The 13,454-nt window shown below is 72.4% G+C and carries 14 protein-coding genes and 1 tRNA gene; 4 read left to right on the top strand and 11 right to left on the bottom strand.

What is annotated here, in order from left to right; translation table 11 throughout:
• Nucleotides 1-10: 10 nt before the first annotated feature.
• The 3 genes from RM425_RS10805 to RM425_RS10795 form a co-directional block, all read right to left on the bottom strand.
• Entirely contained in the window at nt 11-1,093 is a 1,083-nt protein-coding gene (locus RM425_RS10805; RefSeq protein ID WP_311345204.1) for an exo-alpha-sialidase, read from the bottom strand.
• Nucleotides 1,094-1,149: 56 nt separating this feature from the next.
• On the bottom strand, nt 1,150-1,605 hold the full coding sequence (locus RM425_RS10800; RefSeq protein WP_311345203.1) for a hypothetical protein: 456 nt from the start codon (nt 1,603-1,605) through the stop codon (nt 1,150-1,152).
• A 79-nt stretch (nt 1,606-1,684) separates the two neighbouring features.
• The gene (locus tag RM425_RS10795) at nt 1,685-2,866 is read right to left on the bottom strand and encodes a L,D-transpeptidase (RefSeq protein WP_311345202.1); all 1,182 of its coding nucleotides are present in this window, start codon (nt 2,864-2,866) and stop codon (nt 1,685-1,687) included.
• Between the two features lie 207 nt (nt 2,867-3,073).
• Here RM425_RS10795 and RM425_RS10790 point away from each other — a divergent pair.
• Together RM425_RS10790 and RM425_RS10785 are read left to right on the top strand one after the other, a co-directional pair.
• Nucleotides 3,074-3,149: transfer RNA gene (locus tag RM425_RS10790), tRNA-Lys, on the top strand.
• A gap of 147 nt (nt 3,150-3,296) precedes the next feature.
• Entirely contained in the window at nt 3,297-4,460 is a 1,164-nt protein-coding gene (locus RM425_RS10785; protein ID WP_311345201.1) for an MFS transporter, read from the top strand.
• A 62-nt stretch (nt 4,461-4,522) separates the two neighbouring features.
• Here RM425_RS10785 and RM425_RS10780 read toward each other — a convergent pair whose 3' ends face one another.
• The 6 genes from RM425_RS10780 to RM425_RS10755 all read right to left on the bottom strand — a co-directional run bounded on the left by RM425_RS10780 (nt 4,523) and on the right by RM425_RS10755 (nt 10,561).
• Nucleotides 4,523-5,773 (bottom strand): ABC transporter substrate-binding protein, encoded by a 1,251-nt coding sequence (locus RM425_RS10780; protein ID WP_311345200.1) that lies wholly within the window; start codon nt 5,771-5,773, stop codon nt 4,523-4,525.
• 28 nt (nt 5,774-5,801) lie between these two features.
• Nucleotides 5,802-6,998: a branched-chain amino acid ABC transporter permease gene (locus tag RM425_RS10775; RefSeq protein WP_311345199.1), complete on the bottom strand. Its 1,197-nt coding sequence runs from the start codon at nt 6,996-6,998 to the stop codon at nt 5,802-5,804.
• Nucleotides 6,991-7,881 (bottom strand): branched-chain amino acid ABC transporter permease, encoded by an 891-nt coding sequence (locus tag RM425_RS10770; protein WP_311345198.1) that lies wholly within the window; start codon nt 7,879-7,881, stop codon nt 6,991-6,993. The genes RM425_RS10775 and RM425_RS10770 overlap by 8 nt, the downstream gene beginning before the upstream one ends.
• Nucleotides 7,878-8,837, bottom strand: coding sequence for an ABC transporter ATP-binding protein (locus tag RM425_RS10765; RefSeq protein ID WP_311345197.1), 960 nt, complete (start codon nt 8,835-8,837; stop codon nt 7,878-7,880). Before RM425_RS10765 ends, RM425_RS10770 begins: the two co-directional genes overlap by 4 nt.
• Nucleotides 8,834-9,622, bottom strand: a complete 789-nt coding sequence (locus tag RM425_RS10760) for an ABC transporter ATP-binding protein (protein WP_311345196.1) — start codon at nt 9,620-9,622, stop codon at nt 8,834-8,836. The genes RM425_RS10765 and RM425_RS10760 overlap by 4 nt, the downstream gene beginning before the upstream one ends.
• A 363-nt stretch (nt 9,623-9,985) precedes the next feature.
• Complete coding sequence (locus tag RM425_RS10755) at nt 9,986-10,561, bottom strand: hypothetical protein (RefSeq protein WP_311345195.1); 576 nt, start codon at nt 10,559-10,561, stop codon at nt 9,986-9,988.
• Nucleotides 10,562-10,837: 276 nt separating this feature from the next.
• Between RM425_RS10755 and RM425_RS10750 the strand changes: the two genes are divergently transcribed.
• Nucleotides 10,838-11,377: a GNAT family N-acetyltransferase gene (locus RM425_RS10750; protein WP_311345194.1), complete on the top strand. Its 540-nt coding sequence runs from the start codon at nt 10,838-10,840 to the stop codon at nt 11,375-11,377.
• Between the two features lie 82 nt (nt 11,378-11,459).
• On the opposite strand, the gene RM425_RS10745 is transcribed toward RM425_RS10750, so the two are convergent.
• Both RM425_RS10745 and RM425_RS10740 read right to left on the bottom strand, forming a co-directional pair.
• On the bottom strand, nt 11,460-11,891 hold the full coding sequence (locus RM425_RS10745; protein WP_311345193.1) for a hypothetical protein: 432 nt from the start codon (nt 11,889-11,891) through the stop codon (nt 11,460-11,462).
• Nucleotides 11,892-12,001: 110 nt separating this feature from the next.
• Nucleotides 12,002-12,211 carry a hypothetical protein gene (locus tag RM425_RS10740; protein WP_311345192.1) on the bottom strand — a complete coding sequence of 70 codons (210 nt, stop codon included), beginning with the start codon at nt 12,209-12,211 and terminating at the stop codon, nt 12,002-12,004.
• A gap of 119 nt (nt 12,212-12,330) precedes the next feature.
• Between RM425_RS10740 and RM425_RS10735 the strand changes: the two genes are divergently transcribed.
• Nucleotides 12,331-13,434: an NAD(P)-binding domain-containing protein gene (locus RM425_RS10735; RefSeq protein ID WP_311345191.1), complete on the top strand. Its 1,104-nt coding sequence runs from the start codon at nt 12,331-12,333 to the stop codon at nt 13,432-13,434.
• Nucleotides 13,435-13,454: the final 20 nt, after the last annotated feature.

Raw genomic sequence — 13,454 nt, 5'->3', positions numbered from 1 at the left:
GCGACGCCCCTCACGGCAGCCGGACCGCCCGGACGGCGAGCACGTCGGGCAGGTGGTCGGCCACGAGGGTGAAGGTCTCCCCCTCGTCGGCGCTGGCGTACACGCAGCCGTCGCGGGTGCCCACGTAGACGCCGGTCGGGTCGGCGTCGTCCACGCAGAGGGCGTCCCGCAGCACGGCGGTCCACGCGCCGTCGGGCAGACCGCCGCCCACCTCGGTCCAGGTGTCGCCGGCGTCCCGGGTGCGGTGCACGCGCAGCCGCCCGTCCGGGGGCATCCGCTGCAGGTCGGCCACGAGCGGCACCACCCACGCCGTGCCGGGGGTGGACGGCGAGGCCGCGACGGGGAACCCGAAGTCGGCCGGCAGCCCCGCGGCGATCGAGGTCCAGGAGCCGCCGCCGTCGTCGGTGCGGAAGACGCCGAAGTGGTTCTGCGCGTACATCCGGGCGGGGTCCCCGGCGTCGACGGCGACCTTGTGCACGCACTGGCCGTACTCGGGCGGGGGCTCCGGCAGGAAGACGGCGCTGATGCCGCGGTTGCGCGGCGCCCAGCCGGTCGCGCCGTCCTCGCTGACGTAGACCCCGCCGGTGCTCATCGCGACCGTGACCCGGTCGGTCCCCGGGTCCGGCAGCACGGTGTGGACGGCGCCGCCGCCGGCGCCGGGCTCCCAGGTGGGCCGGTGCGGGTGGTCCCAGAGGCCCCGCACCAGGGCGAAGCTGCAGCCACCGTCGGTGCTGCGCCACAGCGAGTGCGGCTCACAGCCGGCCCACACCACATCGGGGCGGTCGGGGCTGTCCGGACGCAGCTGCCACACCCGGGACAGCGCGGCGCCGGTGTCCTCCGGGAAGCGGACGGCGCCGGAGTCGGTCTCCTGCCAGCCGGCGCCCAGGTCGTCGGACCACACCACCGACGGGCCCCAGTGGCCGTACTGGATGCCGGCGAGGATCCGCGGCCGGGGCCGGCGGACGTCGATGCACACCGCCGCGACCTCCTGGGCGAGGAGGTGCGGTTCTCCGACCGTCCAGGTGCGCCGGTCGTCGTCGCTGCGGGCCAGCCACAGCCCCTTGCGCGTGCCGATCGCGAGCAGATCGGTCATGGTGCTCCTCCCGGGTCGACGGTCTCGCAGGGTCAGACCGTCGGGCCGGGCGGAACTCAGCGGCGGGTGGCGCCGCCGGTCTCGGGCTGGTCGGTGGGCGCGGCCCCGTCCGGGGCGCCGTGCCGGCCGGAGGACTGGTGATCCTGGCCGGCAGCCGTGCCGGCGCCGGAGGCCAGGTCCGGGGCGGCCTTGCGGGCGCGGGCCCGGAGCTGCTCGGCGGCCGTGCGGTCCTCGTCGGCGCGGGCGGCCATCTCTCGGGCCTCCTTCTCCGCCAGCGCGGCGCGCTCCTGCACCTCGGCCAGTTCACGGCGGGCGCGGGCCGCCTGCTCCTCGGCGAGCGCCTGCTCGGTGTCCGCACGGGCGGAGCGGACCCGGGCCTCCTGCAACTGCTCGCGTGCCTGCTCCCGCTTGCGGGCGTTGCCGATCCGGGAGCGCTTGCTCAGGTAGAGGGCGAGCAGCGCGATCAGTGCCACGGCCACGACGACGAGCACGACGATGAGCCAGGTGTCCACGGTCCGCCTCCCTCGGTTGCCGACGGGAGTGCCCGCAGGTCAGCGGCGGGAAACGCGTCCCGCGGTCAGCCGCGGCGGCTCACTTCAGGGCGCTGCCGGTCTTCCACTGCCCCCACGGGACGGCCCAGTCGTGGATGTCGCCATCCGCCCGGGACAGGATCGGGCCGTCGGAGTTCTTGATCTCGACGACGTCGCCGGGCTGGGAGAAGTCGAAGAACCAGGCCGCCCGCTCCGTGGACAGGTTGATGCAGCCGTGCGAGACGTTGCTGATCCCCTGCTCGGCCACCGACCACGGGGCGGCGTGCACGAACTCACCGTTGTTCGACAGCCGGACCGCGTACTCGACCGGCGTCCGGTAGCCGTCCGGGCTGTCGACCGGGACGCCGAAGGTGCTGGAGTCCATGACCCGGTTGCGGTTCAGCTCGGTGACGACGTGCGGGCCGTTGCGGCTGGGGAACTCCGGGCCACCGGCGCTCATCGGCCAGCTCTGCACCAGCTCGTCGCCGTCGTAGACGTCCAGGGTGTGCGTGGCGGCGTCCGCGACCGAGACGTGCCGGTCGCCGATGGAGAAGTCGATGGTGCGGTTCTTCTCGCCCCAGACGCCGTCGCCGAAGTCGATGCCGTAGAGCCGGGCGTCCAGGGTGACCTCGATGTTCGCCGGCCAGTACTGCGACGGGCGGAAGTGCACCTCGCTGTCGCTGAGCCAGTTCCAGACGCCGTCGGTGGGGGTGGAGCTGGTGACCACGAGGTTGCTCTCGACGGCGGCCTTGTCGGCGACCGGGTCGTCGAAGTAGACCCGGACGGGCATGCCGACGCCGACCGTCGTGCCGTCCAGCGGACCGATCGACGGCGTGGAGAGGGTGTCCGGGGTGACGGTCGTGAACGTCGTGGAGACCTCGGTCTCGTTGTCGGCATCGTTGGTCGCCGTCGCGGTGAGCGTGTACCTGGTGCCGTAGGCCAGCGGGGTCTCCGGCGTCCACACCTCGGGGGCGGTGTCGGCCTGCCCCTCCGCGAGCGCGCCCTCGACGGGAGCGCCCGCGCCGTCCACCACGGTCACCTGGGCGAGGTCGCCGTCGATGACGGAGATCTCCAGGGGGATCAGCGGCTCGACGTCGACCGCGCTGTCGGACGGCGCGACAGTCACCTTCGCCGGAGGGATCCCGGCGGTCGAGCCGCCCGAGCTGTTCGGCTCGTCATCCCCACTGCACCCGGCCAGGAACGCCAGGGTGCCCGCTGCCAGGACTGCCGCCGCTCGTCGCACCTCGCGACTCCTCTCCCCTACCGGCACCCCTCGACGGGCGCCGGATCCCCCAGTCTCCACGGAGGGACGACACCTGGGCCGCGACGTGCGGGATCGCACGCGCGATCGGCCGGGCCGGAGTGTGGCGAGGCCCTCCCTGCCACTCCGCACCAGGCGCGGGGGGCGCTGGTATCGTTCTCCCTCGTTGCCCGGCCAGCCGGGCGACACGCGCCATTAGCTCAATTGGCAGAGCAGCTGACTCTTAATCAGCGGGTTCGGGGTTCGAGTCCCTGATGGCGCACCACGATCGACCAGCGGCTTCCTCCTCCGGGAGGGAGCCGCTTCGTCGTTCCACGACTCCTGGATGCCCAGCCGGGCCGTGCGTCGTCCGGGGCTGGTGCGGACGCGGTGGAGCCCCGCTCAAGGACCGGATCTCCGTAGGGTGCGACCGGTGAACTGGAAGCGGGCAGCGTTCGCCCTGTTCGCCGCGGCGGCCGGCACCAACGTCCCGACCCCGTTGCTGCTCGTCTACGAGGAGCGGCTGGACCTCTCCCCCGAGGTGCTCACCACGCTGTTCGGGGTGTATGCGGCGGGGCTGGTGCCGGCGCTGCTGCTCGCCGGCCCGCTGTCGGACCGGCTCGGGCGCCGGCGGGTCGCCCTGCCCGGCATCGTGCTCTCCGGGCTCGCCTCGCTCGCCTTCGCCGCCGCCGGCGACACGCTGGCGCTGCTGTTCCTCGCCCGGTTCGCACAGGGCGTGGTGAGCGGCATGGTCTTCAGCGTGGGCAGCGCATGGCTCGGCGAGCTGTCCGCTGCGGCCGGCGCGGGCCCGGGAGCGGGGGGCCGCCGTGCGGCCTTCGCCATGACGGCGGGCTTCTCGCTGGGACCGTTGACCAGTGGGCTGCTGGGCCAGTACGCCCCGGCGCCGACCGTGCTGCCCTACCTCGTGCACACCGTGCTGGTCGGGGTGGGGCTCGCAGCCGCGGTGCGGTTGCCGGAGACGGTCGACCTGGTCCCCGGCCGGCGCAGCGGCACCGATGCGACGCCGGCCGCGCCACTGGTCCGCCCCGGTGACGGCCTGCTCGTGCTCAGCGTGCTGGCCCCCGTCGCCGTCTGCGTCTACGCGTTCCCGTCCACCGTCATCAGCGCCGTCCCGCTGCTCGTGGAGCTGCCCTACGGCGGCGTCGCGGTCACCGGCGTGCTGGCCGGGGTGACGCTCGGCGCCGGCACCGTCGTCGCGGGCCTGCAGCGCCACCTGGGCCCGTGGACGGCCGTCGTCGGCACCGTGGCGGGCACGTCCGGGTTCGGGTGCGCCGCCGCATTCGCGTCGACCGGGGCGCTGCCCTGGCTGGTACTGGCCGCCCCGCTGCTCGGTGCGGGTGGCGGCCTCTGCCTCGCGGCGGGGTTGACGCTGACCGCCCGGTTGGCCGCCCCCTCCCGCCTCGGCGCGCTCACGTCGCTGTTCCTCTCCTTCGCCTACCTGGGCTTCGCCGCGCCGTTCGTGATCGCCGTGGTCGCCCGGGCGACCACGGCGACCCTGCCCCTGGCCGCGGCCGCCGCCCTGGCCGCCCTCCTGACCCTTCGGCTGGTGCCGGTCGCCAGCTCGGGGCGGCTGTAGGCGCACGCGACGGCGCCCCCCTCCCCGGCCGGGGAGGGGGGCGCCGCCAGCTGGATCCGCGGTCAGTCAGCCGGGGCGAGGTCCGCCGCGAACTCACCCTCGAACGACTCCTCCGCGACGGTCGCGCCGCCAGGCACGTCCGCGGGGCGCAGGATGAAGGACTCGAGGCTCGGTGACTGGCCCTGCTCGAAGCTCTGGAGCGGGACGAGGACGCCACCGGTGTCCACCGACTCGAGCTCGCTGAAGGCCTCCACGACGCCGGCGCGGGTCAGGTCGCCGTTCTCGCACGCCTGGTCGAGTACCTGGTCCATGACCGCCGACATGCCGTAGCCGACGAGCACACCCAGACTGGGCGGCGAGCCGGGGTAGGCCTCCTCATAGGCAGCCAGGAGCTCGGGGTTGGCGTCGAACGAGGAGACCGGCGAGGCCACGTAGAGGTCGTCCTTGAGCTTCTGGGCCGCGGCGCCCTCGAGCAGGCCGGGCGCGAAGACCGGGTTGCTGCCCAGCAGGGGCACGTCCAGCCCCTGCGCCTGCGCGGCCGCGGCGACGGACGCGGTCTGCCCCGGGGCCACGGTCAGCGCGATCGCGTCCACCCCTTCGGCGGCGAACTGGCTGACGATCGCGCTCATGTCCTGCTCCTGCGGCGTGATCTCCCGCTCGATGAGGGTGAGTCCCTTGGCCTCGGCGACGGCCTGGCTGCCCTCGAGACCGTTGGCCCCGTACTCGCCCTCGAAGTAGATGTGGCCCACCGTGTCACCCTCGGCGAGCAGCCCCTCCTGGAACGCGTAGTCGTAGAGGTTGGAGATCTCCACGTCGTACGTCGCGCCGGGGACCCCGGTGCCGGGGATCAGGGTCAGCGTCTCCGACCAGGCGGACGGGAAGCTGACCATCTCGTCGGACTCGAGCTCGGGAGCCAGCGCGGTGTTGATCGGCGATCCCAGCAGCTGGTTCATGGCCAGGATCTCGGGCTCCATCGAGCTGTACAGCTGGACGGCGCGCTGCACGTTGTAGCCGGCGTCCTGGACTTCGATCTCGACGTCGTACTGGCCGCAGACGTCGTTCTCGGCCCAGTACAGCTCGTTGGCGTTCGTGATGTCCTGGCCCAGGGCTGCGAAGACGCCGGTCAGGTCGGTGAGCGCGCCGAGGGTGATCGTGTCTCCCTCGATGCCCACGTCGGTCTGCACTTCCCCGCCGGCCTCACCTCCGCCTGTGCCTGCGCCGTCGTCCTCCCCCCGGGTGCTGCAGCCCGCGGCGGCGAACACGAGTGCGGCGGCCAGTGCCGTGGCGACTCTGGTGGTCGGTCGTGATGTCATGTCGTGCTGCTCCTTCGGTAGGTGGTTCTCACGTGGACGAGTCGGTAGCGGGGGTCGGGGGACGGGTCACCTTGCCGCCGGGACGGCGGGCACGGCCGAATCGGGAGGAGATCCGGCGGGCGAGGCCGGCCAGGCCCGCCGGTTCGAACAGGATCACCAGGACGATGGCCAGGCCGTAGAGGTACAGCGCGGCCTCGCCCGCGGCGATCCCGCCCTGCCCGGCTCCGCTGACGAAGGGCAGGACGTCGGCGTACTGCTGGAAGAGCAGCGGCAGGGCCGTGACGAACAGCGCCCCGAGCGCCGCGCCGGCCACCGAGCCCAGCCCGCCCAGCACGATCATGGCGAGGTAGGAGACGGACAGGAGCAGCCCGAAGGACTCCGGCGCGATGCTTCCGATGGAGAGGGCGTAGAGCACCCCGGCCAGGCCGGCGTACATCGAGCTCAGCATGAACGCCCGGGCCTTGTAGGCCTGCACGTTCACGCCCATCACCGCGGCGGCCGTCTCGCTGTCGCGCAAGGTCTGGATCGCCCGTCCCGCTCGGCTGCGCAGGACGTTGTGGGCGAAGACGTAGGCGGCGACGGCGATGACGAGGCCGAGGTACCACAGCCGCTCGCTCTCCCGGAACGGGACGCCCATGACGAAGAGCTCCGGGTCGTCGTTGCCGAAGCTGAAGCCGAAGAGTGAGAACTCGGGCACCGGCCGGCCGTTGAAGCCGCCCGTCACCGAGGTCCAGCTGTTGAACACGTGCTGGCCGATGAACACCAGCGCGAGCGAGGCGACGCCGAGGTAGATGCCGCCCAGCCGGGCCGAGATGGGGCTGAACAGCAGCCCGGCCAGACCGGCCGCCAGCACACCGGCGATCATCCCGAGGATCGGCGGCAGGCCGAGCCCAGCGAGGTCGGTCACGCCCAGGGCCGCCCCTCCCTCGGCCGACACGAAGGTGTAGGTCACCGCACCGACGGCGAGGAAGAAGGCGTGCGCGAGCGAGAGCTGGCCGGTGTTCCCGACCAGCAGGTTGAGCCCGATCGCCCCGACCACGGCGGCGAACACCGCGAAGCCGGTCCGCAGCCAGAACTCGTCGAAGTACAGCGGGAAGGCGAGCAGGAAGAGCAGCAGCGCGGCCACCAGCAGGGGCTTGACCACCGAGCGGCGCCGCGGTGCGGCAGAGGCAGGTCGGTCGGCCGTCGTCGCTCCGGCGTCGACGGTGGCGGTCGTGTCAGACACGGGTCAGCTCCTTCGTGCCGAACAGCCCGGAGGGCCGGACCAGCAGGACCGCGAGCATCACCACGTAGGGGACGACGCTGCCGAACCCGCGACCCAGGAAGAGGATCTCGTCCTGGTAGCCGGCCGCCATGGCCTCCGCGATCCCGATCAGCAGCCCCCCCACCAACGCCCCGCCGGTGGAGTCCAGACCGCCGAGAATGGCGGCGGGCAGCGCGCCGAGCGCCACCGTGTACACGGTCGGGCTCACACCCGGGGTCGGGGCGCCGACGAGGAAGAGCGCGGCGATCCCGGCCAGTACCCCGGCCACGATCCATGCCACCGCGGAGACCCGCCCCTGGCGGATACCCATCAGCGCCGCGGCCTCGCCGTCCTCGGCCGATGCGCGCATCGCCACGCCCCAGCTCGAGTACTTGAAGGCGAGGAAGAACAGGCCGATGACCGTGGCGGCCACCGCCAGCGCGATGACGCGGTTCAGGCTCAGCCCGGTGCTGCCGATGCGGATGGACTCCCCGGCCCAGGGGTGCGGGACGTTCAGGATGTCCGAGCCGATCCGCCGGACCATCTCGGTGAGGATGATGATGTCCACGCCGATCGTGACGATGGCGAGGCTGATCACCGCCGCGCCACGGAGCCGGTTGATGATGAGTCGCTCGATGAGGAGCGCCACGAGCGCGGTGAGCGCGATGCCGGCCAGCAAGGCCGGCACGAACCCGATCGAGTCGGCGAAGCGGGCGATCGAGTAGGCCCCCAGCAGCAGCAGCGACCCCTGGGTGAAGCTGACGACCTCGCTGGACTTGAAGATGATCACGAAGCCGAGTGCGATCAGCGCGTAGAGGGCGCCGAGGGAGACTCCGTTGAGCAGGAGCGCTGAGAACTGCGTCACGATGTGGTCCCGGGCATCTCGGAGGAAGGGTGGGCGGCTGTTGCCCCGCTGTCGTCGGGGGACGCCGGGGCCACCACGGAGCCGCCGTCGGCGGAGTGGTGTGCGGTGTACGACTCCGCCGGGGTCTCCTCGTCACCCGAGCCCAGGTAGGCCCGGATGACGTCGGGGTCGTTCTGCACCTCGGAGGGGGTGCCGTCGGCGATACGGCGGCCGAAGTCGAGGACGGTGACCCGGTCCGCCAGGGACATGACCATCCCCATGTCGTGCTCGACGAGGATGATCGAGATCCCGAGCGCGGCCCGGATCTCGCGGATCGCGCCGGCCATCCGAGCGGTCTCCTCGGCGTTCATGCCGGCGACCGGCTCGTCGAGCAGCAGCAGCCGCGGTTCGGTGCACAGTGCGCGGGCGACCTCCACCCGCTTCTGGTCGCCGTAGGACAGGACCCCGACCGGGGTGTGCAACTTCTCCCCCAGATCCAGGAACTCGGCGATCTCGGCCACCCGAGCCCCGTGCCGCTTGCCCTCCCGGGTGGCCCGGGGCAAACGCAGCCCGGCGGCGAGGAAGCCGGCCTTGGTCAGGTGGTGACGACCGAGCATGAGGTTCTCGGCCACCGACTGGGTGCCGGACAGGGCGATGTTCTGGAAGGCCCGGGCCACGCCGACGTCGGCGATCTTGTACGGGACCATCCGGTCGAGCCGGACGTCACCGAACCGCACCTGCCCCTCGGCAGCCTTGTAGACGCCGGAGAGGACGTTGAACAGCGTCGACTTGCCTGCACCGTTGGGCCCGATGATCGCGTGGATCGATCCGGGCACGACGGTGAGGGAGACGTCGGAGAGGGCCGTGATCGCCCCGAACCGCACGCTGACGTTCTGCACCTCGAGGGTTGGGACCTCCGGGGCAACGGCCGTCCGGCCCTCCGACGGCACGGCCGCGGAGGCTCCTGCAGCGGTCATGCCGTCCACCGCGAGAGCGTCTTGCGGGTCGCGGTCGGCGTGAAGTCCGCCGTCTCCTCGCTGCCGTGCCCGAGGTAGAGCCGCTGGACCTCGTCGGTCCGGGAGAGCTCCTGCGCATCACCCGAGAGCGACACCTGCCCGACCTCCAGGACGTAGGCCAGGTCGGCCACGCCCAGCGCCATGGTGGCGTTCTGCTCCACGAGCAGCACCGACGTGCCCTGCCGGTTGATCTCGGCGATCACCTCACCGATCTGGCCGATGATCCGCGGCGCCAGCCCCAGGGACGGCTCGTCCAGCAGGAGGAGCTTCGGGCTGGCCATCAGGGCGCGGCCGATCGCCAGCATCTGCTGCTCGCCACCGGACAGGAGTGCACCGCGCTGCGCACTGCGCTCCCGGAGCACCGGGAACAGGTCGTAGACGCGGTCCTGAGCCCGCGCCTTCGCGGCCTTGTCCTTGCTGCCCATGCCCCCGGCGCGCAGGTTCTCCTCGACGGTGAGCCGGCCGAAGATCCGCCGCCCCTCGGGCACCTGCACGAGCCCCATGCGGACCGTCGTCGCCGGGTCACGCGAACCCAGGTCGGTCCCGTCGAAGCGGAGGGAGCCTGAGTCGATCGTGCCCCGGTGCAGGCGGAGAGTGCCGGAAATGGCCCGCAGCAGCGTCGACTTGCCCGCCCCGTTGCTGCCGAGGACGGCGACGACCTGGCCGTCGGGCACCTCCATGGACACTCCGCGCAACGCCTGGACAGCGCCGCCGTAGGTCACGTGAAGCCTGTCGATGCTCAGCACGGGCACCCTCCGTCGCGTTGTGATCTGGACCACACGCTGGGGGACTGTAGGCGCACGACCGGCTCTTCTGGCGTACTCCACCTCACGGTTCGATCACGTCTTGCGGCCCGCTCACCTCGGCAAAGGTGCCGGTGCGGCTGCCCGCCGGTCGTTCAGCCCGCGATCGGAGGGCGCGCGCGGGTCGCGGCTCGCCGGCGACGTCGAGCCGGATGTCGTGCGCGGGTAGCTCCGACTGCGGTGGACGCGCGAGTCACACACCCGTCTGCTGGGCAGCGGCGGAGCCGGCGAGCGTGCTCTACAGCCGTGCTGCTGCTCGGGACCGAGGAACATCGAGCGCGAGGCCGGCCTCGTGGAGCGCCTCCGTCACGGCCTGGCGATCGCCGTGCCGCTCACCTCGGCGAGCTCGGCGGCGACGACCGCCATGTTGGCCTGCCACAGATCCTCCGGGGTCGGCGGCAGGATCTCCGCCCACATCGGCAGGCAGAACCCGAGCATCTGTCCGGCGCCGCGGGGGCGCCCGTAGAGCCACATGTGGAAGTGCGAGCCACCGTCACCCCAGCGGGCGACATGGACCCGGCCGATGCCACCGACGGCCTGGATCGCCCGGTCGAGCCGGACGATCATCTGCCCCAGTTCGCCGGCCATCTCGTCGTCGAGGTCGTCCATGTCGAGGTGCTCACGGGTCTCGAGGAACACCTGGACCGGCACCCCTGAGGGCCTGGCTGCGCTGACCCGCCAGCGCTTGTCGACCCAGATGTACTCGTCATCACCAGCCGCACACGCGTGACAGGGTCCCCCGCCCGGCTCCCCCGAGCGTGGGCGGTCCGTCGGGTACAGCGGCTTGGGCTGTCGCACCCGGAGCTCACCCTCGAACGGGAAGATCGACCACTCCACGAACTCCGGCAACGGCAGCGACGGAGTCTCTCCGGCAGGTGACATTTACCGATCATGCCGCAACCGCCAGCATCTCCAAGCCGGAGAAGGAGGCCGATCTGAATCGCTCCCATGATGTGCTTCGCGCAAGTCGAGCCACGGCGGAGCGGGCGCCGGAAGAGGGGCGCCGTTCCCGGTCTCTCGACCACCACTGAGCCTGCTGAGCATCCCCAGCCGACGGTCCACCGACTTGCAGCCGAGCGCCTCCACCACGTACCTCGCCGCGAAGTAGGCGGCGAGGCGTCGGCAGCGGTCGACCTGCGTTCCGGCCATCATCTGGGCATGCAGGCTCCGCCCGTCGCTGTGACCGCCGGCCCCGACCTCGTGCTCCGGCTGCTCGACGAGGACGATGCGGTGGCACTCCAACGCGCGATCGACGAGAGCCGGGACCACTTCGCACCGTTCATGCCGTTCGCCACGACCGACCCCTCGGGCCTTGCGTTTCGGCAGTCGTGGATCAGACAGGGCCGGGAGGCCTTCTTCACAGGACAGCGGTTCCAGTACGGGATCATTCGCGCCGGCGAGGTGATCGGCGGGTGCAGCATCGACCCCGTCGATGACCGCACGGCATCCATCGGTTTCTGGGTACACGTGGAGCACGTCCGCCAAGGCGTTGCTTCGGCGGTGGCAGCTGCTCTCACGCAGGCGGCCCTCGAGGCTGGATGCGAGATCGTCCGCATCCGTCACGACCGAGCGAACGCGGCGAGCGGGTCGATCGCCGCACGCCTGGGTTACGAGCGCATCGGCGAAGAGCCACACTCGATCGACGCACCGGGCCAGACGGGCACCAGCGTCGTGTGGACCCTCACCCGCACCGTCTGACGCCGGGCGAAGAAGATCGGTGACGACATCGCCCCAGCCGACCGGGGCCGTCACGCCTCCCTGCTGCAACCGGAGTTACGGGTCATCGGCTCTCCGGACCAGGCTGTCGACGACGGGCGAAGGCCTCCCACGGCGGTACCGGCGTGAAGCGGCCGTGCTCGTACTCCCACCACCCGGAGGGGTGGCTCTCGCGCGTGGCGATCGATTCCTCGAGGTGGATGGTGAGGAAGCGAGCCGCGGCCTCCTCATCCGACAGGGGCTGTCCCCACACCTCGGTGCCGTCCGCGCCCGCTCCCCCCAACAGGCGGAGGAGCTCGGCTTCATGGAAGTGGAGGCGGGCGCGTTGACCGCTCCGGAACTCCAGTTCCACGACGCCTTGCTCCGGATCGAACCCGGTCACGGTCTCCTCGACCTGGGTGGAGGTCTCCCAGTGCTGCGAACGTCCGGCCCCCCGGCGGACGGCCACCTGGACCTCACCGCCCAGCTTGTCGACGAACGCACGCAGCAGGCTCACGGCCCTGGGATCCACCGCACCAGCATGCCCACCGCTGACCGGCTCGCTCGCGGGCCCGCCCGAACCGGGCGCCTGCTCTCCGCTCAGCGGGACGGCACCGGACTCGTACCTCAGGCGTCGGACCTGCCGGGCCGGAGCCGGCGGCGCATCCGCCCGATGCGGTAGACCACCACCGCGGTGTTGACGGTGAGCAGCACCAGCCAGCCGAGTCGCCACTGATGGTTCGTCGCCTGCGCCGCGATGACGATCAGGAGCGTGGTCGAGACGACCAACCAGCCGACCTCGCCCGCCAGCCGCCACTGCGCTGCCCGTCCCGTCATGGACGGCAGCATGGCCGACGAGCGTCCGGGCACGCGACAGGCGCCCCGCACCGGGACTTCGTGCACAGTCGGCCCCGCCCACCCGGGAAGGACGACGCCCGCAGACCCGTTGACCGGGCATGAGCAGCACGCCGGCGTTCCGCGACGTCGACGTCGTCGTCATCGGGGCTGGTCAGGCCGGGCTGTCGACGGCGTACGGGCTGCTCCGCCAGGGGTTCGAGCCGCACACCGGCTTCGTCGTCCTGGACGCCGACGACGGCCCCGGAGGCGCCTGGCAGCACCGCTGGCCCTCGCTCACCCTCACCACCACGCACCGGGTGCACGACCTGCCCGGCCTGCCGTTCAGCCCGGACGACCACGGCGCGCCGGCCGTCGAGTCCGTGCCCGCGTACTTCGCCGAGTACGAGCGCTCCTTCGACCTGCCGGTGATCCGGCCGGTGCGGGTCATCGCCGTCCGCCGCACCGACGACGACCGCTTCCGCGTCGAGACCGACGCCGGCGCGTGGACCGCCCGCGCCGTGGTCAACGCCACCGGCACCTGGACCCGGCCGTTCGTCCCCCGCTACCCCGGCCAGGACACCTTCCGCGGCCGCCAGCTGCACACCGTCGAGTACCGGGCGGCCGAGGACTTCCGCGGCCGGCACGTCGTCGTCGTGGGCGGGGGCGCCTCGGCCACGCAACTGCTCGGTGAGATCAGCCGGGTCACCTCCACGACCTGGGTCACCCGGCGCGAGCCGGTCTGGCGCGACGGCGTCTTCGACGAGGACGCCGGCCGCGCGGTGGTGGCGCAGGTCGAGCAGGCGGTGCGGGAGGGGCGCCGGCCGGGCAGCGTCGTCGGTCTCACCGGGCTGCTCACCTCCACGCCCTACATCCGCGACGGGCTCGACCGCGGCGTCCTCCAGCGCCGGCCGATGTTCGACCACATCACCCCGGACGGCGTCGCGTGGGACCCCTCGGACGGACGAGAGGGCATCGCGATCCACGCCGACGTGATCCTGTGGGCGACCGGCTTCCGCGCCGCCGTCGGTCATCTCGCCCCCCTGCAGCTGCGGGCACCGGGCGGCGGCATCCGGATGGACGGCACCCACGTCGCCGGGGAGCCGCGCATCCACCTGGTCGGCTACGGCCCGTCGGCCAGCACGATCGGGGCCAACCGGGCCGGACAGTCGGCCGCCCGGCAGCTGCGCCGGCTGCTCCGTCCCGACCTCGCGCGCAGCGCGTAGGGACGTCCGCCCGGGACGGA

This window comes from Blastococcus goldschmidtiae, assembly GCF_031845325.1.
GTDB lineage: Bacteria > Actinomycetota > Actinomycetes > Mycobacteriales > Geodermatophilaceae > Blastococcus > Blastococcus goldschmidtiae.
The sequence above is the reverse complement of the archived record's forward strand: the minus strand, read 5'-3'. Positions and strand labels throughout refer to the sequence as shown.

Excerpts from the sequence above, each read along its gene's own strand:
- RM425_RS10755 (WP_311345195.1), bottom strand. The coding sequence starts at position 10,561 with ATGTCACCTGCCGGAGAGACTCCGTCGCTGCCGTTGCCGGAGTTCGTG.
- RM425_RS10740 (WP_311345192.1), bottom strand. The coding sequence starts at position 12,211 with ATGACGGGACGGGCAGCGCAGTGGCGGCTGGCGGGCGAGGTCGGCTGG.
- RM425_RS10780 (WP_311345200.1), bottom strand. The coding sequence starts at position 5,773 with ATGACATCACGACCGACCACCAGAGTCGCCACGGCACTGGCCGCCGCA.
- RM425_RS10805 (WP_311345204.1), bottom strand. The coding sequence starts at position 1,093 with ATGACCGATCTGCTCGCGATCGGCACGCGCAAGGGGCTGTGGCTGGCC.
- RM425_RS10765 (WP_311345197.1), bottom strand. The coding sequence starts at position 8,837 with ATGACCGCTGCAGGAGCCTCCGCGGCCGTGCCGTCGGAGGGCCGGACG.
- RM425_RS10735 (WP_311345191.1), top strand. The coding sequence starts at position 12,331 with ATGAGCAGCACGCCGGCGTTCCGCGACGTCGACGTCGTCGTCATCGGG.
- RM425_RS10750 (WP_311345194.1), top strand. The coding sequence starts at position 10,838 with ATGCAGGCTCCGCCCGTCGCTGTGACCGCCGGCCCCGACCTCGTGCTC.